The following is a 23,521-nucleotide window of genomic DNA, read 5'->3' on the forward strand; positions in this document are numbered from 1 at the left end:
CTCCGTCCAAAAAAACTCGAAGACGTGCCATCGAATGCTATACAGCCCGAACTCATCGCTATGTTTTATTTTTCTTCAAGGCGACCCGTTTTAAATAGGGAAGCGCCTTTGCCGTCCTCCTTAGTCATAAAGCTTTGCGCATTTTCAACGGAATAGAAAAATCCGAATATCATGACAAAGTAAATACCTACTACCAGCACGCATGCCTCTATGAAAGCTGACTTTCCGTATTTCAGTAGATAAGCGAAAGTCAGACGATTCTTACGCTTGAGGTCTTGCCCAGCCAAACTCTTAATATACGGATCAAGACCGGGGGTTGCCCCAGCCCTAAACTCTATAAAGAAGTTTTTAATGTTTGCGTGGGCGGCCAGATAAAGTAACAAGAATATGAGGAAGCAAATCAACCCCATGGTGCTGCGTCTCCATAGCGCTGTTTTGCTATGAGCGTATTAGCTTTTCCTGCGGATATGGCAACCAGCACCATAAGGAAAAACTGAATTGACGTATTGCGAAGAAACTCTAAAAAATGTTTCCTCCCCGAGTTCAAAATCCACATAAATAGCTCCGTGCTAGCGATTGCGCCAATAACATTGTGAAAGGTGAGGCATGCTCACGTTTAATTTTCATAAAATCTTAGAGGAGATTACGACGACCCCAATCTATCGTAATGGCAGGCTGAAATGACAATTGCACCTACAAGGTTTTCAACAGTTGTTCGAGTGTCTGATGTTCCCAAGCGCTAAGCAGCGCAATGGGATCTGTGCCAAAGCGATCTCCCGAGTCAAACGACCAACGACGCCCATCTGGGCTGATGCATTCTTCGCAGTAATCGAGCGTGTCACAGTCGTTGTAGATCGATATCCGCCAACCTTCGATGCTCACCACGAAATGGCCATCATAAACCTCTTCCCAAGACGCCTGGCCTACCTTGGTCATCGTCCGTCGCTCGAAGGTGACCTCCCGCAATACTTGGCATACCTCTCTCGCGGAGAGCTCAGCCGCAGTGTTTTGGCTGCCGCTACCTACCTGAGATGAAAGAGCTGCCGCTCTGGCCTCTTTCAGTCTTTGCTCAGCGTACATAGCCGGATCATCATTTGGCAGCGGATATCCTGCGGCTGAGAGAGCTTCGGCGCGCTCTTCAATGAGCAGGCGCTCAGGATCGCGAACCGTTTGGTAGGCTCTGCCTGGTACGCGTTGAGTTGTGTCCAATCCCGGCTCCCCAGAAGGCTGATGACTAAGAGCGACTAACTTACTTTTAGAACGATAACAGAACGCTTCGAATAGCGATGCCGAGCTCCGAATCATGAGGGTAGGATGCGTTGCGATCTATGCTTCACAGAGGCTCAGACACCAAGCAAGCGGAGCGCGCAGGCGTGAGGGATGCCAGCCCGCAGGGGCGAGACACGCCTTGGCGGGGCTCGATTCACGGCAGCCTGACGCAGCAGGCGGCATGCCATCAACGCCAACAAGAGATGACTCAAATGCCCGACGATGAACTTCGCGAACTGGAGGCCAAGAGACGAAAAGCTTTGTGGATGCTTGCGAACATATCTCCAGGCGATTCGAAGGCGTTCGATCCCTTATCCATTCTTGATGACCTTGAACTTCAAGAGCGAAAAGACTCCCCTCATGCTGACAAGGCACTTGAGCTCAACCAGCTTCGGGATTGTGTCACCGTGCAGTATCACCACTCCGGAATCGACATCATTTTGGAGCAGGCTATCCCCCAGCCCTGGAGGGAGCGCTTCAATCAGGCGAGTATCGGGTCGACCAGATTGTTAGATGGGCCTTACGCTGCGGACTGGTATAAATTCCTGGCTTGTTGGGAATCAGAGATGCGGCACCTGCAGCAGCACAGGACTGCCAGACGTAAACGAGGAATCGATTGAGCGAGTACCAGCTGCTACGTCGCGCAATCTATCCCGTTTTATCGACCAACAAGGTTTGGAAACTCTTTCGTCATGAATTTCTCAACGAATGAATGTACGGGCGGTTCCTCCAAGTAAACACCAGTCAAAAATTCCGGATCAAAAATCACGTCATTCTTGGAGGAAATGTTCACTTCTTGGAACGTGCTCGTTTTCCCCGGAAACTCGTATTTCACCTGTATGAGACTCCGTGTGCTCTCGGGTAAATTCCAATATTCGTTGGTGTTTGAGACGCTACCTTTGTAGAAAAATCTGAAGCCGTAATCCCGAAGATAGCGCTTCTCTTTCGGCAAGGGCATAAAGTCCATGAGGGTCAGCAGCACAGCCAACACATCTTGAACGCGCATGCCCCGGTAACCCCACATCCCATGGCGGTTAGCGTATTTGAGTACCTTGCTGAAATCGAAAACCGAGGCGTACTGGATGATCCGATTGAACTCTACCCAGTGAAATTTCCAAGTGGTGAAGAATGCTGTTTTAAGTGCGAGTGCTGCTTGTGGGTCAGCGTCGACAGGATTGAGCCTTCGATATGCCTCAGCGTTAAAATCCTTGGCAGGACAAAAGCTGCTATTACCTAGATGGCTGAAATTAGGTATGCGGTACTGGCTATGCTCTGCGCGTAGGTAAACGTCCTGGTCACAGATGTCGCAAAGCGCATAATCACGGTGCCGCTCATTACCTTCCCCGTCGACGGGCTTGCCATAAAATTCCTCATACCGAGCGGCGGTCAGTACCTGACGTGTGATTCGATGTAGAGCGGTGCGCATAAGATTTCCATATCAAAAAACTGATTTTCTCAGCAAAGCGGAAGTGCATCAATATCCGGAACTGGTATCCCATTCGAGAATTTGGTAGGAACGGTCGATGATGTGTTCCAAAAGTATTGCCATTCTGGAGTGGTGTATTACCGATACGATGACAATGTGGAGCGCTCTGAGACAGAGCAGACCGGTGACCCTCTCATCTTTCATGTAGCTGAGACGAAAGGTAGCAACCATAAAGTTCTGAAGGAGTGGAAAGCTGAGTACGGCTCACACAGTCGAGAGCTGGTTGGCTCAGTTGAATAGTTTTAGTACGAATGGAGGGGCCGACGGTGCCCTTCTTCATGGAGAGAATAAGTGCTTTGTTCATCAGTGTTTGAGTTGGCAAATGCCTTCAGAACGGCAGTCGAGGCTGTCATCAAGACTGGCGATATTCCGATGCACATTCAGGGATACCCTAGCGGGTGCTGCGGAATCATTTCTGAACTCATGGGCGATTATTTCAATACCTTGGGTGTCGGTGAGTTCTTCTACGTTTGTGGGGTGAAGGAGGGCTCTTCGCATGCCTGGCTTGAGGTCGATGGACTGATCGTTGACATCACCGGTGATCAATTCCCCGCCCGACCTCGCATCTATGTCGACAAGCCAGACGCTTGGTACTGCGAGTGGGAGCTGGACATCAAGCACCTGGCGATCCACGACTCCTCTGCATTCTTCTATGGTGAGGAACGCCGATTCCTAAAACGAGTGCTGGAGCAACTCATCAGGAGTGAGACGACGGCCTCTGGCTGACCAGGGTTGCGAGTAGTGCGCCTTCCGCTCTCGAAGGGCAAGCATTAACCACAAGCTATGTGGAGAATCAGATGGGTATGACAGATGATGACGACACAGTGTACTGCGACGTTCAAATGCACTTAGCGCAGGGCCGCGAGCTGTAAGAGAGTCAAAAGCCCACCCGACTCTGGACAGGGTTTTTGAGCGCATGCAGTACGAGCTCAGTACCTCAATCGATATAATTGAGAACCCGCCGACATGGGGGCCATGGCGCCATTGAGTCAGAATTCCATCTGACACACCCTCAAAAATCTTGTCTGCGCAATTTGAAGCACCCAGGTGGTTGACCACTCGATACTGCTATCTTTTCACCAGTTCTTTATACCGTTCTCGTGACGCAAGGATCTGATCTCTTAGTTCTTCAGGATCAATCCTCATCCCGCCACGAGGAGTTGTCTGCAGCGTTTGAAGGCTGTTCACAGCTTTGATGAACTCTCGTTCTTCTGCCTGTACCCAGTCAGAGCGTTTGTCTTTCCAAAATAGCCATGCCATCGGTTTTGCCCCATGTCTGGTTGGGTGGAGGGGAACGCTAGACTGCGTCTACCGGTCGATGAACCCTTTGCCGACATATTCCCTGTGAAACAGCTCAGCTCGCTCAACTGCATGCCTATGAGAGTCTGCAGGTATCTCGCCAGGCTCAGCAGGAAAATCACTTGGCTGCATCGCTCGGAGGAAATACAGCTCCTCAAGATTCTCTTGGGCTTGCGTGGTGTACCTATCTTGAAGTGCCTCGGCGACATCTTTGAAGCCAGCGCTTGATGGGCCGTTGTCCCAGTACCACTGCTTCATATCCTGATAGATCTGAAGATGGACGCTGTCGAACCCTCCGTGATGCTCATCAATGTCGAATGTGTACCTACCAGGATCAAGCTGATAGAGGACGAACTCTTGCAGCAGATAGGCTGTTCCATACATGCCATTGAGGAGGATTTCGCGATGTATCACGTATGGTGACTGGTGCATTGGTGACCTCTCACTGAGCTAAGTTCGCGACTGGACTGTCTGGGGAGACTCTGATTTGTCATGCAACTGGGCAGGCGGAGCGCGCAGGCGTGATGATGGAAGCCCGGAGGGCCAAGGACGGCGAAGCCCTGCTTGGCTACCTTTGTCATTACCTCAAGGTTGGCGTCTTTTCACTGGAGAGCGCTCAACACGAGGTAATTGCAGGTGTCATCGAGTGTTACGGGGGCGCTTTCGGGGCGAAACAAGGGTGAAAAGGTCATGCCGGCATCTCTCTTGGGTGATTGCGAGAAATGAAGACCATGGGGTGCAGTTGGTCAAGGTTATGAAGGGTATGTTTTTTGGTTTTCCGACGAGAAATCAGTATCTTGGGAGCATACCGTTACGACGTAACCGCCTTTTGTTAGGGACGACTTCAAGCTTATCAAGACCGTCTTTCCCAAGGCTGTGCGGGGACAGTCGCAACCTTCAAACAGGAGCAGCAAGGTGGAACGGCCTTCTTTTTTTATTGATTTTGAAGCCTCTGGAATAGCTCCTGACAGCTATCCGATTGAAGTTGCTGTCGTGTCCAGTGAGACGTCCTTCAGCTCTCTGATCGCGCCAGCGCGTTACTGGACGCACTGGTCGTTTGATGCGCAAGACATGCACGGTCTCTCTCAAGATCAGTTACATCAGAAAGGTGATACCGCAGTCTCTGTGGCGAGAAATATGAATCAGCTGTTTTCAGGCCAAGTGCTTTGCAGCGACTCACCTCAAGACAGTTTTTGGTTCGATGTACTTTTCGAGGCCGCAGATCTGATGCCTACCTTCGAGTTGAAGCCTTTGGAGGTGTTGGTGGGTAGGGAGGCGGCTAGTGACATTTATCGCCTACTGCCAACAACTAGGCACCACCGAGCTTTCCATGATGCGACTGCTTTGATGGAAGCCTGTCGTGCTTTTTTCGAAGCTTGAACTACCAGAGGGGTGGATGCCTACCCTCAGCTATGCGAAAGCGATCAGTCCATTAAAGTATGGATGTAGCACAGGGTGTGCGACCGCTCGAACCGAAGGCAGGTGATCACGTGCCTGGTAGGCATGGCAAGCGGAGCGCGCAGGCGTGAGGGATGGAAGCCCGAAGGGCCGAGACGCAGGCTTTGCCAAGGCTCGGTTCACGACAGCCGCTACCCGCAGGGGCACGCCCTGAGCGAAGGTGCAGGGTCATCGTAGCTCCGCATCCCAAGCCTTCATCGCCTCACTCACACTACCGAACCAGCGGATCTCACTGCTCTGGAGGGCAGTAGCAACTTGCCTATTGGTATTGCCGTCGACCCACGTCGGGAGACTCTCCATGGCCTCTGTGAACAGACTGGCTGTAGCGACAGCGGATCGCCCCGTGCTTGTAGACTGGAGGCACACGTAGCGCAATGCAGCGCCACTGGAAAGCCTACGCCAGGCCACGACCTCAATGCAGTCCATTGGCTCCACAGGAGCCTCCACTGCGAAACCCGCGCCCTCATCCGCCCTATGGCTCTCAGATGCTTGGAACGGCCCGCCAAGCGCTCTTGGGTCGTGTACGATGCGCTTCAACTGCTCACGTGCGGAGACAATTTGCTCCCGGAACTCTTCTGGATCAATGAACATGGCCCCTTCCGGCGTCACCCTGAGGGTCTTGAGGCTGTTCGCGGCTTGGATGAACGCACGTTCGCGCTCAATCTCACGCTGAGGGCGGTGGTCTTTGCTTATGAGATCCCATAGCGTACGGACTATTCGCATCTGACTATTCTCCCAGGTATCGGTAACCGCACACCGGTAGCGTATGGCACCGTGATAACTCTGGTTCACAGGCCGGTCGGGTGGTGTAGAAGCACTACTAAGCACTCTCGCGGTTGCTTAGCCGCATTTCCAGCTTTTCGGCCAGAGCTTTGAGGTTTTGGATCTCAACCGACAGATCATTTTTTTGCAGCTTGGATTTATGCTCTAGAGCAGTGAGCGTGTCTTTAACAGAGTCCAGTTCGTCCTGGGCCTCAAGCATCGAACTGTAGGTCGAGCTCGACGTGAGCGCCTTGTATTCAGCGTGAAAATAATGATGGAGAGATTCAGGGTCAGAGTGCCCGGTGAGTTGTGCCACCTCTGCGCAAACATCGTCTCGCAGCGCCGGCGTCCACCCTTTCTTTAGAGCGGGGGCTTGGGCGAATCTTTCCTCCAGCCTGATATTGATTTGACGCGTGACAAAACGATGTCTAAACATGGACAGGCAAACGCGGGTGCCTGACAAACCAGCACCTAAACACAGTCGGTCAAACTCCTTAGTGATTGACTCTTTTTTCAATCGACTACCATTTTCACCTAGGAATATATTGTTGGGCTGGTCGAAAAAAATTTTACGATCTGCTAGGAAGTCAATGTAAGCTTTCCTGGCTTCAACGTAAATTTCAAACCGCCTTGCATCTGCAGCATTGATTTTAAAACGGCGTAACGGTGCCGGAGTTCCGCGCTTTTTAGTGGGGATCACAATCTCTAGTGTATTCGAAATGTTTTGATTGAGCTGAAGGTCGAGGTCAAATAGCTCCTCAGGACGTAGTCCTGTGAGTTTCATCATTCTTAACGTGAACATCCGCCGCTCGTATAGATACACACTGGTAGCATCGTAGAGTTCGAGGTCACTGATTGATTTAAGCTTGGAGCTAGCAGGCAGATCCTCCCAGTCTCGCTTCCGGAAAATCTCATCCTGGATTTTTTGGATGATGTGTTCGTCTATTGCCACCTTGTCATCGTTGTACGGCACGGGAGCTACAAGCAGGGGATGAACCATGTAGGATCGCTTGGTTTTGGGATTTATCTCATAAGATATCGTGATATTTGCACCACTATTCTTTAGGCCTACCAACGGCGTTTTAGAAAGATCTGGATAGTTTTCTGTTAGCCAGTGCAAAAAGTTAAGCGTGGTGTGCTGGATTAGCCTGGTGCGATTGTTATTCCTTGCTGGTGCGATACCACGAAGGGTAGACCTGGTTTCTTGAACTAGCTGTTCAGTAAAATCCTTAAAATTAGTTTCGTTGAAATTGCTGAATTGAATGCTCTTGACAGAGCAAGAGCGAATGAAGTGCGTAATGAGCGCTGCGTCTACCCGCGCAGAATCTCTGGCGCCTGTGGACGCGCAGATCTCAGCGATCCATAGATTGGCAAGGTTGCACGGCCTACCGTTAGGCCAGCGAATAAGTACGAAGTTTTCGATAGTGCGTGACTTTCCAATGAACGTCCCAGCCTTCCGAATCGGCATAGCTTTGTCTGGCAGGCTTACGGATTCATATTCCGTGTAGAGTTGCTTACCCATCCTTTTTGCCGCCGTCGATAACCTTCATTTTCTCTGAAGAAAATATCTGGTCGCTTATCAGGAAAGATTGATATTTGGCCTTGGATGTTTTGACTTTAAGTCTGATGGTTGCGCGGATTTCGTCAGCGCTACGGTTGCTCTGAGGGTCAATACGCTCTAGGAAAGTCAGGATGTCAAAGTACGCCATCGAGGCGATGTGAGCCTCCAGCAGCGCGATGCGTGCCTGATCCTTGTCTGAAGGAAGGTTAGGTGCAGGCGCCGGGTTAACCTTGGGAGTCAACAGGGCAAATGCCCTGGATCTCATCTGTAACATGTTGTCCCACAGGCTTGACCCAGAGATGCCAAACTGTGCGACCTTAGCCGCTTGCTTCAGGGAGTTGAGCGAAATCGATGTGAAGCAGCCAGCGATATCGAGTTTGCAGAAGCCTCGCATCGAGGATAGGGCTCGAAGCTGGGCTTTCGACGGTGTAATTTCTTTAGATAGCACCTGTGAAAGCCAAGTGTGACGAGAGTGGAGATTTTTATTTGTTGTATCTCTCATCTTTTTGGCCTCCTAGGCAAATGGCGAAATCAATGGTGTAGATTTCTTCGTCGTAAGATTCAAGCCTGACTTTATATGTGGTCATATCGAACTCAGGTTGTTGCACCATTTTGTCTAGGTATTTGAGCAATTCCTTGTTACTAATCGAGGCGATGCTGGTGGCTTTGAAGTGCTTCAAGGCTTCTATGTAAAGCGCTAGAAGCCCTTGGTTTGTATCTTTGGACAGCAAGCCGTTTTCAAGAGCAATGAGCTTGTCGTCGATGCATTCGGATTCATATCGGACGGCTTCCGAATCTGACGGTTCATAATCTGTGTAATCATCAATATGCTTCCTATTGGAGTGACCTGCCATATACCTCAGCAATTCTTTCCCTGAATCTCCTACGTGTCTATGTACGAGCAGGAGGAAGAATTTTCTCATCTCGTGAATGCGCACATACCATCGCCGACCTATTTTATCGACGGGCAGTTGGATAGCATCACAGAAAGTATTAATGCACAAGTTTACTTTCCATTCGGGAATTTCGCCACTAGGGCATTTGAATCCTCTGCCCGGAATATAAAACAGCCTCCCTGCGTACTCCGATTCATCTCCATAGATATCTGCTAGCTTTTCGCCGAGCACTTGGAGTAGCTGGATGGCATGGGCAGCAACGTAGGGAATAGGGCGCTCAATGAAGTCGTTTGCACCCAACTCCCCAGTTTTGCCAACCATGTGGCCCATAAAAGCGCCATTGTTGCCCTGGTCAGTAGATAGGCAGTTACGTTCAAGGGTACTAAGCTCAGTATTCCGAATAGGTTTTACGATGCCGATAATTATGGCGCAAGCGCCATAAAAAGATTCCATCACCATTTTGTAGTTGGTTTTATCTACAGGGAAATTTTTCTTCTCTTTGGTTTGGAGCCTGCTTATGTTGAGCGCTTGGAATAGCGGCTGGGCAGGTAGGTTTTCCATACCTCTCGTCATCCAAAGGTGTTTTGTTTTCTGGAAGAGCTCGTTCTTTTTTACGGACTGTTTCGACAATGAATTGTCTTCGTCAATAGAGACGAATTGCTCGATGTAAAAAATCAGAGACTCAACTATGGCATTTCCGTAGACGGTTATCCATTTGCAGGCCTGATTCAGGCATTTGAAGCCAATATCAAGAGGTAGCAATTTGGTGTGGCCACCTGGCTTCAAGTGTGGCTTGTAATCAAGAACAAGTTGATCAATGTTCAGTTTAATGTCGGGGATGTCTTCGGGCAGAATATCATGGCCTTGGAAAAATAATTTTAGGCACGACATGGTATCCATAAAAGAGCTGATGCCCATCGCCCCGTCAGCTGCTTCATCTATTGTCTTAGTATTTTGAGTGCTGTGAAGGTTTGCTCGTACACCTCTTTGTAGTAAGTCGTCATGGGCTAAGGCCGGCTCAAACTGCCTAATGAACAGTCGAAAATTTGCATTATGCAGAGACGTTGAAGGTCGACCGAGAATGGAGCCAATATAGTCTCTTGACAGCAATCCTTTATCATAGGTGCTGTTTTGGGCGCTGGAGACATAGAGATCATTTCGAGTAAAGTAGGAAATCGCTTCTCTTGTGAGCTCAACTGGCAGGGCGTCCGGGTCTGATATAAGATCTTCTAATGAGAAGGAGACAGGTAAGATATCGAGCAGGTGTGAAATGAAACGCTCCTTCAACAACAAAGCAGCAGTCCATCCACCCTGACTGAAAGTTTCGGCGATAGCTTTGCAGGCGTCCTCATCGAAGAGCCTGAAGCCATGCGTACTGGTTTCATAAGTATCTTTATAAAGATTGGCGCGTGCCGCCAAATTCATAGCGAAGCTAAAGTATGTGATCCATCGACCTTCCGCGACTGGTTTACCTGTAATGGTGCCCATGCGACAGTGAAATAACCATTTCTGCACCGTTTCCAGCAGCAGCTTATTAGCGTCGTCGGTGAGGTTGGTGCCGTCCGCCATCAAGCGATCAAAGCTCATGCACTGAAGCTTTGACCCACCTGGAAAACTGACCAGCCATTCCTGACTTCCGATCCCACCTCTTACCAGCCAATCTGCTTGATAGCTGTGGCTTCTTTTATAGATTTTGATTTGCCGTTCCGCGTGCTCGATCATCGCTTTGATACGACGTTCGTCGAATGAAAAGTCTTCCATTAGATGGCCTTCCAATCGGAAAGGGAGACTAGCGGACGAAGGTCTTGCTTCAGGATGGTCGCACGAGCATGCGATTTTCGGAGTTCACTTATGGAGTCGCCCGAAACCCTGCCCGCAATAGCCATCTCAGCGTTAGATGCGCTATCGAAATCGAGGGAAATTGTTTTCGCTACTAAATCCCTGAGCACCGGGAAGATCCATAAGGGCACGCTAGTTCGCTCATCGATCACTAAGCGTTCTTCTGGTGCAAGCTTATCGACGGCATCTGCGTATGCGTAGATCGCGGCAAGGCTACCCGCACTCCGATCAAATAGCAGCTCGCGCTCTACAAACATTTCAATTAGAGAGCTGGGGTCAGGCGAGTAATGACCCAGCTTCGAGCGTAAGGCTTCGCTTAAGGGATCTCCCTTCTTAAGGCCTAATAGTATCCGTCGGACAAAAGCCTGTAGCTCTTCTCGAGTGCTAAAGTCAGATGCAGCTAACTGCCAAGGCTCGCCCTCTGTTGCTACTAAGATGACCTTTTGATGTAGCACCCTGAAAAACCTCGTCGCCCATCGATGAACCATCCAGGCCGGAATATATTTATCTCTGACCACCTGCAAAGAGTTACCCAGCATGTCCGCTACGGCCTGGAGACTACCAGTACGCAAAAACTCCAAAATCCCTTGAGTGCATCGGATCGTGTAGAGATTGACCATGCTTGGAGTTACGCCTACTTTGTCTAGTTCATCTTTATATAAATCGTGCAGAGAGAGTCCAGCATTTGTAGTCAAGGTTTTTGCAAAGTTAGGACTGGAGCCAATTTGGTTTCTGCTCGAGACAAGGAACAGCTTCCTCCACCCACTCTTACCCTCCGATAAAAGGCGTCGTCTTGGCATGTTTGTACACCGAATCACATCCATAACGATCCGAGTGCTCAATGGGGGAAGTACAGAGACCTTGCGTGACTGCGCGCGAGGTTTGCTAACGCTGACTGTTATTCGCTTGGTGTCACTATTGCCGCGTAGATAGAATTTTCCGTCTCGTCGGTATAACCTTATGTTGGTCAGTGATGATGGATTGAACGAAGGGTTTTCTGATGCAATGATCGCACTTGCAACTGCGCAGTCTCTGGGTGACAAGTAGCCGAGTAGTCGGTTGAAAGTTTCGTTAACTGTATTGTTATCGATACAGTCGTCGCCGGCAGCCTCCCATAGTCGTGCCCTAAGTTTTGGCTTGCTATGGGAGTTGTAGATGACGGGCCTGAAGAAAGGTAGTTCTTGCAGGTCATCGAATGTCATCGATTTAAGCTCGTCAGTCTGTTCGGCGTAATATCGAGCGACGGCTAGAAACCAGTTAATACCTGTAGGCGAATCTGGATGCGCAAGATGCATCCCATTTCTGCTGAATTGTCCGCTCTCAAGCACCGCCTCGATTTCGTCGTTCGAGATGTTCTTACATAGCTCATCACCTCGGGCGTGGCATCTTAGCATTCGATTCCAGTAGTCTACCGAGCATTCGACAATGGCATCGGCCCTTGTCTCGAGAGTGTTCTTAAGATTAAGTAGGTACACGTCATCTTCAAAACTCAAGCCTTCTTCCACAAGGTATTTTTTGGGAAGCAGAAATCGTGGCCCTTTGGGAATAGGCGTGTGCACAGTCCCGTAACCAGCCGGTTGAGACATATTCTCCGGTTGACTGACGGAATTCGCTTTTGCATCTGGGATGAATGTGTCTTCCGGTATGAATCCATCCCGTCTCAGTTTTTTGTAAACAAACGCCACCGCGTTCCAATGGTCATATCGGGTTTTGGGCTTATGATCTTTGTTGTAGAGGTGATGGGAGTAGTGTGTAAGTATGAAGTTGCTCCAGTCATCTTCCGCAGGTGGGAACTTTAACCGGAACTTGGTAACGTGGTTGAAGATATATCTACTTGCCCGGAAGCGTCCTGAATAGCTAGTAGTCTCTCCAGTGATGCATAATACCCTAACCGCATCGGCTACTTTATAGAGCACTTCTTTGTCGATCCACGATGGAGTGTGGATAGTAGAAATCCTGTAGTCGTGAATACATTCATCATCATCCCACTTGAATGTGATGCGATCATCCTGCACTTGGTAGGTAAGCATAATGAGATCCTACGTTGAAAGCGGCATAGCGTAATGATCTGGTTGCTCTGGTCAAGAACTTTCGTGCGTGCTTCTAAAGTTTTAAAGAGTGTATTAAAAGTATACTCTTACATGTATTTCGGGACGGGATTTTGCATTAGCCTCACGTCACAGTGAAAGGTTGGCCGACAATTGATATGTTGTTTGGTATATCTGTTGGTCTGTGTTTCGCTGATAAGGAGTTGCCGGCCTGGACGCTGATCAGCGAATACGCCGGGGGGTAAGGATTAGGCTGGACGAGAGGGTTCGTCGTTATCGGCATACCTAAGCTTGGGTGAGCGCAAGGAAGGCGGTTGCTGCTTCCCAGTGTACTCAGTTCCTAGGCAGCATTTCACTGAGCGATTGCTTGGTCATCCTCAACCAAGTGGTCTCTAATAGCTCTTTGCCGGGACTGCTGGCGGGGCATTAATTAAATCAATATTGACTTAGAGTTTGAACCAATTATCGATTTATCCGTCGCCGTGTTCTACGGAATACAAGCGCTACCTCCGCATATATTTAGTCCGGTTGGTGTTCAGCCCCTAGCTTGTGGTATCGAGTCTAATGTTAGGCTCCGAATCGGCTTGAATCACGTCCAGCGCAACCGTGATTTTTTTCAGGTGTGACTGGACATCCCGCGCCTCGCCGCACACAACACTGCGATATGCGCCTGCTGTCCACCCTTGAGATTGGTGATCTGTGGGGGGGGCAAAGGCGATGGACGGTGGGCTAGGGCTTCTCACCCGTCAATCCGAGGTGATGGGCAACCTGGCCACGATGAACTCATATCGATCATTGTGAGATCTCTCTTCCGTTCTCAGCCTATGGGAGGTGGTGGCGTGTCGATGAATTCAGCGTTTTTTCCGTCTGGGGTATCCGAAGCACATGGAAATGGGTGTCAAGTTTTAGGTGTCAAAATCGTTTTCTAAGCTGTTGATTCGTATAGGGTTACACCTTGTAGATGAATTCATGTGTCTAGAAAAGTATTTTGCTCGACATCAATGGGATTCTCGGCCTGGCCGCGTTGATGGGCGGCATCAAGCATGGTGAACAGTCCTACAACGATGATTCGGCGCGCACCTACAGCGTGATGATCCTCACCGCCATGGGCGTGTCGATGGTGGTGCCGGAATTCATCCCCGAAGCCGACTGGAAAATTTACTCGGCCTTCACCATCGGCGCGATGGTGGTGTTGTACACCCTGTTCCTGCGCATGCAGGTGGGGCCGCACAGTTACTTCTTCAGCTACAGCTACCCGGAAAAACGTCGCAAGAAGCAGCCGGAAGAAGAGCAGGCGCCGCCGGTCAACCTGGGGTTTTCCATCGGCACATTGGTGTTTGGGGTGATTGTGATCGGCGCACTGGCCGAGGTGATGTCCAAGACGTTGGACCTGGGCCTCGAAGGCACAGGTGCACCGCCGGTGATCACGGCAATTGTGGTCGCGGCGATTTCGGCAGCGCCAGAGATCCTGACTGCGTTGCGCGCCGCGTTGGCGAACCGCATGCAGTCGGTGGTGAATATCGCGCTGGGTGCATCGCTGTCGACGGTGATCCTGACGGTGCCGGTGATGGAGGCCATGGCGCTCTACACCGGCCAGCCGTTCCAGATGGCGATGACGCCGGTGCAGACGGTGATGGTATTTATCACGCTGATCGTCAGCGCGATCAACCTCAACGATGGCGAAACCAACGCCATCGAAGGGATGACTCATTTCGTGTTGTTCGCGACCTTCATCATGCTGTCGCTGCTGGGACTGTAACCGCGCAGCCAACTGCAGGAGCCGTGTCAGCCGGCGATCAGCTGTCGCGCTGCCTGGCTGTGATCGGCGATCAGGCCTTTCATATCCAGGCCTTCCACTTGGCCGTCGATCACCCGCCATTTGCCGCCGATCATCACCCGATCCGCGCGGTCCGCGCCGCACAACAGCAGCGCCGAGATCGGATCATGGCTGCCGGAGAAGCGCAGTTCATCCAGCTTGAACAGCGCCAGGTCGGCCTGTTTGCCGACGGCCAGTTCGCCGATATCCGTACGCCCGAGCAACTGCGCCGAACCCTTGGTCGCCCAGCCCAGCACGCCTTCGGGCGTGATCTTTTGCGCACCATAACGCAGGCGCTGGATATACAGGGCCTGGCGGGTTTCGAGGATCATGTTCGACGCATCGTTGGAGGCGGAGCCGTCCACACCCAGGCCGATAGGCGCGCCCGCTGCGAGCAAATCCAGGGTCGGGCAGATGCCCGACGCCAGGCGCATGTTCGAGCTTGGGCAATGGCAGATACCTGTGCCGGCGGCGCCGAGGCGCGCAATTTCATCTGGGTTGAAGTGGATGCCATGGGCCAGCCAGGTGCGCGGGCCGAGCCAGCCGACGCTGTCGAGGTAATCCACGGTGCGCAGGCCGAAGCGTTGCAGGCAGAAATCTTCTTCGTCGAGGGTTTCCGCCAGGTGCGTGTGCAGGCGCACATCCAGGCGGTTGGCCAGTTCGGCGCTGGCTTCCATGATTTCCGGGGTGACGGAAAACGGCGAGCAGGGCGCCAGGGCGATCTGGATCTGCGCGCCGTCGCCACGCTCGTGGTATTCGCGGATCAGGCGCTGGCTGTCTTCGAGGATGACTTGGCCTTGCTGCACGGTCTGTTGCGGCGGCAGGCCGCCGTCGGCTTCGCCCAGGCTCATGGAACCGCGGGTGAGCATGGCGCGCATGCCCAATTCGCGCACGCTGTCGACTTGCACATCAATGGCGTTTTCCAGGCCGTCGGGGAACAGGTAGTGGTGATCTGCCGCTGTGGTACAGCCCGAGAGCAGCAATTCGGCCAATGCGACCTTGCTGGCGAGGGCGAGTTTTTCCGGCGTCAGCCGCGCCCATACCGGGTACAGGGTTTTCAACCAGGGAAACAGGGGCTGATTGACCACCGGCGCCCAGGCGCGGGTCAGGGTCTGATAGAAATGATGGTGGGTGTTGATCAGCCCGGGCAGGACCACGTGCTCACGCGCGTCGAACACTTGCGGGCAGGGCTGTGTAGGTTCTTTTCCCAGGGCCAGCACTTCGGTGATTACACCGTCTTGCAGCACCAGGCCGCCACGGGCGTCGAGGCCGTTGGCTGTAAAAATCGCGCGGGGGTTTTTTAACCAGATACGGGTCGCAGGCATTGGCCGGCTCCTCTGAATGATGGGTTCAGGTTTGCCAGCTCAGTGTTGCCCTGTCTGCTGATCCAGGGTCGCCGGTGAGGGCGAGGGGCACAGTCTACTTGTAGTCTGTGTTCGGGTCTATTTGTAGGAGCGAGGTGCCTTGAGAGCATCGCGGGCAAGCCCGCTCCCACAGGGCTGCCAACTACCAGGCGATGGTATCGCCTTTGTAATCGATGAAATGATGGCCGCCTTTACCGGTATAGGCGTTCACCTGTGCTACCAGGCCGCGCACGCTGGTGTCGACGTCGATGTGCGCGTTTTCGCCGCCCATATCCGTCTTCACCCAGCCCGGGTGCAGCGACAGCACCGTCAACGTGTGATCGCCAAGTTGGGTGATAAAACTGTTGGTCATGGAGTTGAGTGCGGCCTTGCTGGCTTTGTATAGCGCCAGGTCGGAGCCGTCGGGGATGGTCACGCTGCCCAGCACCGAACTCATGAAGGCCAATACACCACTGTCCTTGCGGATCTGCCCGACAAAGCGCTGGGCCAGGTTGATCGGCGCGACGGCGTTGGTGAAGAACAGTTGGCCGACTTCCGCCAGGGTGGCGAGCCCCGGTTCTTGATTGGCGGGGCCCTTGACGCCGGCGTTGACGAACAGCAGGTCGAAGGTGCGCGCCTTGAGGCGTTGGCTCAGGGCGATCACGGCTTGCTGATCGTCCATGTCGAGTTTCTCGATCTGTACCGGACCAACGGCTTTCAGGGCATCGGCCTTGTTTGGGTCACGCACGGTGGCGGTCACGTCCCAACCGTCCTGAAGCAATTGCTTGACCAGGCCAAGGCCCCGCCCGCGCGACGCGCCGATGATCAATGCGGTTTTTGGCGTAGACATGAAAAGCTTCCTTTAAGAGTCGCGGTTCAGGGTGTTCAACGTTGTAGCAGGATACGCCCACGGCTGAGGTCGGCAAGCTGGGTCTGCAGGGTATCGATATGCGCTTCGCCCAAGGCGAGCTGCAGCTCGACGCCGTTGGCGGTGAAGGTTTCCTCGACCACCAGCCCGCCCAGGTCAGCGACGCGCAGTTTCACTAGGTTCAGCTCGGCGAACCCACAGGCGCAGCTCAACGGGACACGGCTGATCAGCTCGATGCGTTCGGCATTTTGCAAGCATTTATTCGCGCCACCACCGTAGGCGCGGGCGAGGCCGCCGGTCCCCAGTTGGATGCCGCCGTACCAGCGAATCACCAGCACCGCGACCTGATCAAAACCTTGCGCCTCGATGGCCGCGAGGATCGGCCGCCCGGCGGTGCCGCCGGGTTCGCCGTCGTCATTGCTGCGGTATTGGTCGGCGAGTTTCCAGGCCCAGCAATTGTGCGTGGCGTTCAGGTCGCTGTGCTGCTCGAAAAACGCCTGGGCGTCTTGCGCGCTGGTGATCGGGGCGGCGAGGGTGATAAAGCGGCTTTTGCGTATTTCTTCGCGAAACTCGCAAAGGCCGGTGAGCGTGAAAGGCATAAGTCGCTTCGATTAATAGGCGGGCTTGACGCCACAGCCCTTGAGAATGATGTGGATCAGGTTGGTGCCGGCGTCTTCCATGTCCTGCTTGGTCAGTTTGGTGCGACCGGTGACGCGGCAGATCTGGGTGGCGAAGTCGGCGTAGTGCTGGGTGCTGCCCCACAACAGGAAGATCAGGTGCACGGGGTCTATTGGGTCCATCTTGCCGGCGTCGATCCAGGCTTGGAACACCGCCGCGCGGCCGCTGAACCAGGCGCGGTAGTCCTGGCTGAAGTATTCGGTAAGGCACTCGCCGCCGCTGATGATCTCCATCGCGAAGATCCGCGAGGCCTGGGGGTGGCGCCGCGAGAACTCCATCTTGGTGCGGATGTAGCGGGTGAGGGCGGCGGCCGGATCATCTTCGGCGGTCAGCGCGTTGAAGGTGCTGTCCCACAGTTCGAGGATGTTGCTGAGCACCGCGATATACAGGCCCAGTTTGTTGGTGAAGTAGTAATGCAAATTGGCCTTCGGCAGCCCGGCGCTGGCAGCAATGGTGTTCATGCTGGTGCCTTTGAAACCATGACGCGCGAACTCATCTTCAGCAGCCTGGAGAATCGCTTGTTCGTTCTTTTGCCGAATGCGGCTGGCGGGTTTACCGGCTTGGTTGCTGTGGGCAGGAACTTCGAGGCTCATGGAGGTTTCCGTGCTGATCGATAGAGACGACGTGTGCACAGATAACCCACCCTCAAGCCTCAGACAAGTCCTGATGCAATAAAACCGTCAAAGCGGTTCCAGGCTGTCGCTTTCCGGCGCTTTGTTTGCGGCAGCCACGGGGGCTTTGCTTTCCGGCAGCAGCAGGCACAACACGATGGCGGTCAGCCCGCCGCTGGTGATGGCCGAGTCAAACAGGTTCTGCACCAGCATCGGCATCAGATGCAACAGGCCCGGTTGGGCGGCGATACCCAGGCCGACGCCAAACGAGGTGGCGATGATCAGCATGCTGCGCCGGTCCAGCGGTGCCTGGGCGAGGATGCGCACGCCAGCGGCGGCCACACTGCCAAACATCACCAGGGTTGCGCCGCCCAGTACCGGCTTGGGGATTTGCTGCAGCACGGCGCCAATCAACGGAAACAGCCCCAGGCAAAACAGCACTACGCCGATGTAGAGGCCGACGTAACGGCTGGCCACGCCAGTGAGTTGGATCACGCCGTTGTTCTGCGCGAAGGTGGTGTTGGGGAAGGCGCTGAAAGTGGCGGCGAGCATGCAACTCACGCCGTCGCCGAGTACGCCGCCTTTTAGCCGGCTTATATAGGAGGGGCCGCTGATGGGCTGGCGGGCGATCATGCAGTTGGCGGTGAGGTCGCCAACGGTCTCGATGCTGCTGATCAGGTAAATCAGCGCGATCGGCAGGAAAGCGCTCCAGTCGAAGTTGAAACCAAAGCGGAACGGGATCGGCACGCTGATCAGCGGCAGGTCGGGCAGCGCCTGGGGCACGAGTTTGCCGCTGAACCAGGCGGCGAGGCTGCCAAGCGCCAGGCCGATGATGATTGCCGAGAGGCGCACCCACGGGGTGTTGGAGCGGTTGAGCAAAATGATCGTCAGCACCACGAACAGGCCCAGTGCCAGGTTGGTGGGCGCGCCGAAATCGGCGGCGTTGAACCCGCCGCCAAGGTCAGTGATACCGACCTTGATCAAGCTGATGCCGATCAGGGTGATGACAATCCCGGTCACCAGTGGCGTGATGACCCGTCGCAGTTGGCCGATGAACCGGCTCAACACGATCTGCACCGCAGCACCGAAAAAGCACACGCCAAAGATCATCGCCATGATGTCTTCCGGGCTCCCGCCGCGCTGCTTCACCAGGAAGCCCGCCGACAGCACCGCGCCGAGAAACGCAAAACTGGTGCCTTGCAGGCAGATCATCCCGGCGCCGATACCAAATGGCCTACGCGCCTGGATGAAGGTGCCTGCACCGGAAACCATCAACGCCATGCTGATCAGGTAGGGCAAGTGGGCGGTGAGTCCCAAGGTTGAACCGATGATCAGCGGCGGGGTGATGATGCCGACAAAGGCAGCCAACACGTGTTGCAGTGCAGCAAGGAAGGCTGGGGCAGGTTTGGGCCGGTCGTTGAGGCCGTAGATCAGGTCGCTGGGGCTGGAAGATTCTGGTGGCATGGCGGGCAAACTCGAGTCGGACGGTTCTAGGTCCTTGTGCGCTTGCAAAAAGCTGTCCATGTGCTCAGCTTTTTGCGCAATGCCCGAGTTAGCGCGTTGCGGCCAGGCTCTCGAGGAAGCTTTCCAGCACCAAATGGGGGCGACGGCCCTTGCGCGTGACCGATGCGAGGCTTAAATCGTAAAACCGTGTAGCCGGTTTCAGCGCACGCAGTCGGCCTTGTTGTACCCACAGACTGGCGTAGTGATCAGGCAGGTAGCCGATGTAGCGGCCGGTGAGAATCAGGAACGCCATGCCTTCACGGTCGGAGGCGCTGGCGGTGCAGTTGAGTGCCTGGTAATGGGCCTGGATCTCGGCGGGCAAGCGGAAGGTCGGGGCGATGGCGTCCTGAGCATCGATGCGCACATCGTCCAGTTGCTTGTCGTCGGCATAGAACAACGGGTGGCCGACCGCGCAGTAGAGCAGGGAGCGCTCGCTGTACAGCGGCTGGTAGTCCAACCCCGACAGGGCGCTGGCCTGGGGTACTACGCCGACATGCAAGCGACCGTCGAGTACGCCTTGTTCGACTTCATTGGGGGCAATCATGCGGATCTGGATCTGCACATCCGGGCCGCGCTCCTTCAACTGCGCAAGCGCGTGGGTGATGCGCATATGGGGCAGGGTGACGAGGTTGTCGGTGAGGCCGATGATCAGTTCGCCACGCAGATGCTGGTGCAGGCCGTTGACCTCGGTGCGAAAGCTTTCCAGGGCACTTAATAGTTGCAAGGCCGACTGGTAGACCTCGCGGCCCTCTTCAGTCAGTGAAAAACCAGCGCGGCCGCGTTGGCACAGTCTCAACCCGAGCCTTTGTTCGAGGTCGCTCATTTGCTGGCTGATCGCCGAACGCCCGATGCCCAGCACGGTTTCTGCTGCTGAAAAGCCGCCGCATTCCACCACGCTGCGAAAGATACGCAGCAGGCGAATATCGAAGTCACTGACTTGGGCCAGGGGATCGGGTCGACGGCTGCTCATAGTTTAGTGAAGGCCTGACTGAAGGTTAGAAGAGTTGAATTTCACCGACTTTATCGCCGTGGCAATTTAGCTGCAACAACGCTTTTCAATCCCGACGCTGCCTTTTGCCCTGCGAGGTTTTGCTGATGAACATGCCCGAAAACGCCCCATCGTCCCTGGCCAGCCAATTGAAGCTGGACGCTCACTGGATGCCCTACACCGCCAACCGTAACTTCCAGCGTGACCCGCGCCTGATCGTGGCCGCCGAAGGTAGCTGGCTGACGGATGACAAAGGCCGCAAGGTGTATGACTCGTTGTCGGGCCTGTGGACGTGCGGCGCCGGGCACACCCGCAAGGAAATCCAGGAGGCCGTTGCCAAGCAACTGGGCACTTTGGACTACTCGCCGGGCTTTCAATACGGTCATCCGCTGTCCTTCCAACTGGCGGAAAAGATCACCGACCTGACCCCAGGCAACCTGAACCATGTGTTCTTCACCGACTCCGGCTCCGAGTGCGCCGACACTGCGGTGAAGATGGTGCGTGCGTACTGGCGCCTGAAAGGTCAGGCCACCAAGACCAAGATGATCGGTCGCGCCCGTGGTTATCACGGTGTGAACATCGCCGGCACCAGCCTGGGCGGCGTCAACGGTAACCGTAAGCTGTTTGGTCAGGGACTGATGGACGTTGACCACCTGCCGCACACCTTGCTGGCAAGCAATGCCTTCTCCCGTGGCATGCCGGAGCAGGGCGGTATCGCGCTGGCCGACGAATTGCTCAAGTTGATCGAATTGCACGATGCGTCGAACATCGCCGCGGTGTTTGTCGAGCCAATGGCCGGCTCTGCTGGCGTACTCGTACCGCCTCAGGGTTATCTCAAGCGTTTGCGTGAGATCTGCGACCAACACAACATTCTGTTGGTGTTCGACGAAGTGATCACCGGTTTCGGCCGTACCGGCTCGATGTTCGGTGCCGACAGCTTCGGTGTGACGCCGGACCTGATGTGCATTGCCAAACAAGTCACCAACGGCGCGATCCCGATGGGCGCGGTGATTGCCAGCAGCGAGATCTATCAAACCTTCATGAACCAGGCGACGCCGGAGTACGCGGTGGAATTCCCCCACGGCTATACCTATTCGGCGCACCCGGTGGCCTGCGCGGCTGGCCTGGCGGCATTGGACCTGTTGCAGAAGGAAAACCTGGTGCAGAACGTGGCCGAAGTCGCACCGCACTTTGAGAATGTGCTGCATGGCTTGAAGGGCAGCAAGAACGTGATCGACATCCGCAACTACGGTCTGGCCGGCGCGATCCAGATTGCCCCGCGTGACGGCGATGCCATCGTGCGTCCATTCGAAGCCGGCATGGCCTTGTGGAAAGCCGGGTTCTACGTGCGTTTTGGCGGCGACACCCTGCAGTTCGGGCCAACCTTCAACAGCAAGCCGCAGGACTTGGATCGCCTGTTCGATGCGGTCGGCGAAGTGCTGAACAAGATCGACTGATTTCTCCTTCTATATAGAACAACTTTTCAGGAGCCCTGCATGAGCCTTATCCAGCATTTGATCAACGGTGAGTTGGTCAACGACAGCGGTCGCAGTGCCGACGTGTACAACCCGTCCACCGGCCAGGTGATCCACCAGGTGCCGCTGGCCAGCCGTGAAACCATTCAACAGGCGATCGACGCGGCCAAGGCGGCATTCCCGGCCTGGCGTAATACCCCGCCGGCCAAACGCGCCCAAGTGATGTTCCGTTTCAAGCAATTGTTGGAACAGAACGAAGCGCGTATCTCCCAATTGATCAGCGAGGAGCATGGCAAGACGCTGGAAGACGCCGCCGGTGAACTGAAGCGTGGGATCGAGAACGTTGAGTACGCGTGCTCGGCGCCAGAGATTCTGAAGGGCGAGTACAGCCGTAACGTAGGGCCGAACATTGATGCGTGGTCGGATTTCCAGCCGCTGGGCGTGGTGGCCGGTATTACGCCGTTCAACTTCCCGGCGATGGTGCCGTTGTGGATGTACCCGTTGGCGATCGTCTGCGGTAACTGTTTCATCCTGAAACCATCGGAGCGCGATCCGAGCTCAACGCTATTGATTGCACAACTGCTGCAGGAGGCTGGCCTGCCTAAAGGCGTGCTGAGCGTGGTGCACGGTGACAAGGGCGCGGTGGATGCGCTGATCGAAGCGCCGGAAGTGAAAGCGCTGAGCTTCGTGGGCTCGACGCCGATTGCCGAGTACATCTATTCCGAAGCGACCAAGCGCGGCAAACGCGTGCAGGCGTTGGGCGGCGCGAAGAACCACGCGGTGCTGATGCCGGATGCGGACTTGGACAATGCGGTCAGTGCCTTGATGGGCGCAGCATACGGTTCCTGCGGCGAGCGTTGCATGGCGATCTCGGTGGCTGTGTGCGTGGGCGACCAAGTGGCGGATGCGTTGATCGCCAAGCTGGTGCGGCAGGTCAAGGCCTTGAAGATCGGCGCGGGTACCTCGTGCGGCCTGGATATGGGGCCGCTGGTGACCGGGCAGGCTCGGGATAAAGTCAGTGGCTATATAGAAGACGGTGTTTCGTCGGGCGCCAAGTTGGTGGTTGATGGTCGCGGTCTGAGCGTGGCGGGCCATGAGGAGGGCTTCTTCCTGGGTGGCAGCCTGTTTGATCATGTGACGCCAGAAATGCGTATCTACAAAGAAGAGATCTTTGGGCCGGTACTCTGTGTGGTGCGGGTGGCTAGCCTGGAAGCGGCGATGCAGCTGATCAACGATCACGAATACGGTAACGGTACATGCATCTTCACGCGTGACGGTGAAGCGGCGCGTCTGTTCTGTGACGAGATTGAAGTGGGCATGGTGGGCGTTAACGTCCCACTGCCGGTGCCGGTGGCCTATCACAGCTTTGGCGGGTGGAAGCGCTCGCTGTTCGGCGACTTGCATGCCTATGGGCCGGATGGGGTGCGTTTCTATACTCGTCGCAAAGCGATTACTCAGCGTTGGCCACAGCGTGCCAGCCATGAAGCGTCGCAGTTTGCCTTCCCTAGCTTGTAAGGTTGGCTAGAAAGCCGGCCCCTTGGGGCCGGCTTTCGCGTTTTTGGGGGCTTTTTGACCGATATGACAGAAATGTGAAAAAAGGTGTTGACGGCAGATTCTGGAA

At 54.4% G+C, this 23,521-nt stretch carries 19 protein-coding genes and 2 pseudogenes; 7 read left to right on the top strand and 14 right to left on the bottom strand.

Annotated features, from left to right (window positions below):
* Positions 1 to 65 precede the first annotated feature (65 nt).
* Together BM70_RS0129315 and BM70_RS34095 are read right to left on the bottom strand one after the other, a co-directional pair.
* Entirely contained in the window at positions 66 to 410 is a 345-nt protein-coding gene (locus BM70_RS0129315; protein ID WP_025859320.1) for a hypothetical protein, read from the bottom strand.
* A gap of 283 nt (positions 411 to 693) precedes the next feature.
* Positions 694 to 1,209 (bottom strand): hypothetical protein, encoded by a 516-nt coding sequence (locus BM70_RS34095; RefSeq protein WP_371262192.1) that lies wholly within the window; start codon positions 1,207 to 1,209, stop codon positions 694 to 696.
* A 272-nt stretch (positions 1,210 to 1,481) separates the two neighbouring features.
* On the opposite strand from BM70_RS34095, the gene BM70_RS0129325 reads away from it, so the two are divergent.
* Complete coding sequence (locus BM70_RS0129325; RefSeq protein WP_025859322.1) at positions 1,482 to 1,889, top strand: hypothetical protein; 408 nt, start codon at positions 1,482 to 1,484, stop codon at positions 1,887 to 1,889.
* Positions 1,890 to 1,927: 38 nt separating this feature from the next.
* On the opposite strand, the gene BM70_RS0129330 is transcribed toward BM70_RS0129325, so the two are convergent.
* A complete protein-coding gene (locus BM70_RS0129330) occupies positions 1,928 to 2,695 on the bottom strand; it encodes a hypothetical protein (RefSeq protein ID WP_025859323.1) in 768 nt (255 codons plus the stop codon).
* Positions 2,696 to 2,899: 204 nt separating this feature from the next.
* On the opposite strand from BM70_RS0129330, the pseudogene BM70_RS33740 reads away from it, so the two are divergent.
* Positions 2,900 to 2,981: pseudogene (locus BM70_RS33740) on the top strand (transcriptional regulator); the annotation flags it as partial.
* Between the two features lie 65 nt (positions 2,982 to 3,046).
* Positions 3,047 to 3,481, top strand: coding sequence for a hypothetical protein (locus BM70_RS0129335; protein ID WP_025859324.1), 435 nt, complete (start codon positions 3,047 to 3,049; stop codon positions 3,479 to 3,481).
* 582 nt (positions 3,482 to 4,063) lie between these two features.
* On the opposite strand, the gene BM70_RS0129340 is transcribed toward BM70_RS0129335, so the two are convergent.
* Complete coding sequence (locus BM70_RS0129340; RefSeq protein ID WP_025859325.1) at positions 4,064 to 4,486, bottom strand: hypothetical protein; 423 nt, start codon at positions 4,484 to 4,486, stop codon at positions 4,064 to 4,066.
* A 483-nt stretch (positions 4,487 to 4,969) separates the two neighbouring features.
* Between BM70_RS0129340 and BM70_RS31695 the strand changes: the two genes are divergently transcribed.
* Positions 4,970 to 5,434, top strand: coding sequence for a hypothetical protein (locus BM70_RS31695; RefSeq protein ID WP_025859326.1), 465 nt, complete (start codon positions 4,970 to 4,972; stop codon positions 5,432 to 5,434).
* Positions 5,435 to 6,332: 898 nt separating this feature from the next.
* Here the strand turns inward: BM70_RS31695 and BM70_RS0129360 are convergent.
* From BM70_RS0129360 to BM70_RS0129375, 4 genes are read right to left on the bottom strand one after another with little or no spacing between them, the layout of a single operon-like run.
* Positions 6,333 to 7,796: a tyrosine-type recombinase/integrase gene (locus BM70_RS0129360; protein ID WP_025859328.1), complete on the bottom strand. Its 1,464-nt coding sequence runs from the start codon at positions 7,794 to 7,796 to the stop codon at positions 6,333 to 6,335.
* Complete coding sequence (locus BM70_RS0129365) at positions 7,789 to 8,337, bottom strand: hypothetical protein (RefSeq protein WP_155952217.1); 549 nt, start codon at positions 8,335 to 8,337, stop codon at positions 7,789 to 7,791. The genes BM70_RS0129360 and BM70_RS0129365 overlap by 8 nt, the downstream gene beginning before the upstream one ends.
* Complete coding sequence (locus BM70_RS0129370; RefSeq protein ID WP_025859330.1) at positions 8,318 to 10,492, bottom strand: hypothetical protein; 2,175 nt, start codon at positions 10,490 to 10,492, stop codon at positions 8,318 to 8,320. The genes BM70_RS0129365 and BM70_RS0129370 overlap by 20 nt, the downstream gene beginning before the upstream one ends.
* The gene (locus BM70_RS0129375) at positions 10,492 to 12,600 is read right to left on the bottom strand and encodes a hypothetical protein (protein WP_025859331.1); all 2,109 of its coding nucleotides are present in this window, start codon (positions 12,598 to 12,600) and stop codon (positions 10,492 to 10,494) included. Before BM70_RS0129375 ends, BM70_RS0129370 begins: the two co-directional genes overlap by 1 nt.
* 1,000 nt (positions 12,601 to 13,600) lie before the next feature.
* On the opposite strand from BM70_RS0129375, the pseudogene BM70_RS31700 reads away from it, so the two are divergent.
* Positions 13,601 to 14,377 (top strand): annotated as a pseudogene (locus tag BM70_RS31700) (calcium:proton antiporter); the annotation flags it as partial.
* 26 nt (positions 14,378 to 14,403) lie between these two features.
* On the opposite strand, the gene BM70_RS0129385 reads toward BM70_RS31700, so the two are convergent.
* The 6 genes from BM70_RS0129385 to BM70_RS0129410 form a co-directional block, all read right to left on the bottom strand.
* The gene (locus tag BM70_RS0129385) at positions 14,404 to 15,759 is read right to left on the bottom strand and encodes an 8-oxoguanine deaminase (protein ID WP_025859332.1); all 1,356 of its coding nucleotides are present in this window, start codon (positions 15,757 to 15,759) and stop codon (positions 14,404 to 14,406) included.
* A gap of 181 nt (positions 15,760 to 15,940) precedes the next feature.
* On the bottom strand, positions 15,941 to 16,627 hold the full coding sequence (locus tag BM70_RS0129390; RefSeq protein ID WP_025859333.1) for an SDR family oxidoreductase: 687 nt from the start codon (positions 16,625 to 16,627) through the stop codon (positions 15,941 to 15,943).
* 35 nt (positions 16,628 to 16,662) lie between these two features.
* Positions 16,663 to 17,244, bottom strand: a complete 582-nt coding sequence (locus tag BM70_RS0129395) for a YigZ family protein (protein ID WP_025859334.1) — start codon at positions 17,242 to 17,244, stop codon at positions 16,663 to 16,665.
* 12 nt (positions 17,245 to 17,256) lie between these two features.
* Positions 17,257 to 17,916: a TetR/AcrR family transcriptional regulator gene (locus BM70_RS0129400; RefSeq protein WP_025859335.1), complete on the bottom strand. Its 660-nt coding sequence runs from the start codon at positions 17,914 to 17,916 to the stop codon at positions 17,257 to 17,259.
* Positions 17,917 to 18,003: 87 nt separating this feature from the next.
* Positions 18,004 to 19,398, bottom strand: a complete 1,395-nt coding sequence (locus tag BM70_RS0129405) for a uracil-xanthine permease family protein (RefSeq protein ID WP_025859336.1) — start codon at positions 19,396 to 19,398, stop codon at positions 18,004 to 18,006.
* An 88-nt stretch (positions 19,399 to 19,486) separates the two neighbouring features.
* Complete coding sequence (locus BM70_RS0129410) at positions 19,487 to 20,407, bottom strand: LysR family transcriptional regulator (protein WP_025859337.1); 921 nt, start codon at positions 20,405 to 20,407, stop codon at positions 19,487 to 19,489.
* Positions 20,408 to 20,532: 125 nt separating this feature from the next.
* Here BM70_RS0129410 and BM70_RS0129415 point away from each other — a divergent pair, with 125 nt between their 5' ends.
* Both BM70_RS0129415 and BM70_RS0129420 read left to right on the top strand, forming a co-directional pair.
* On the top strand, positions 20,533 to 21,882 hold the full coding sequence (locus BM70_RS0129415) for an aspartate aminotransferase family protein (protein WP_025859338.1): 1,350 nt from the start codon (positions 20,533 to 20,535) through the stop codon (positions 21,880 to 21,882).
* A 39-nt stretch (positions 21,883 to 21,921) separates the two neighbouring features.
* Entirely contained in the window at positions 21,922 to 23,415 is a 1,494-nt protein-coding gene (locus tag BM70_RS0129420) for a CoA-acylating methylmalonate-semialdehyde dehydrogenase (RefSeq protein ID WP_025859339.1), read from the top strand.
* Positions 23,416 to 23,521 lie beyond the last annotated feature (106 nt).

This window comes from Pseudomonas sp. CHM02 (assembly GCF_000612585.1).
Lineage (GTDB): Bacteria > Pseudomonadota > Gammaproteobacteria > Pseudomonadales > Pseudomonadaceae > Aquipseudomonas.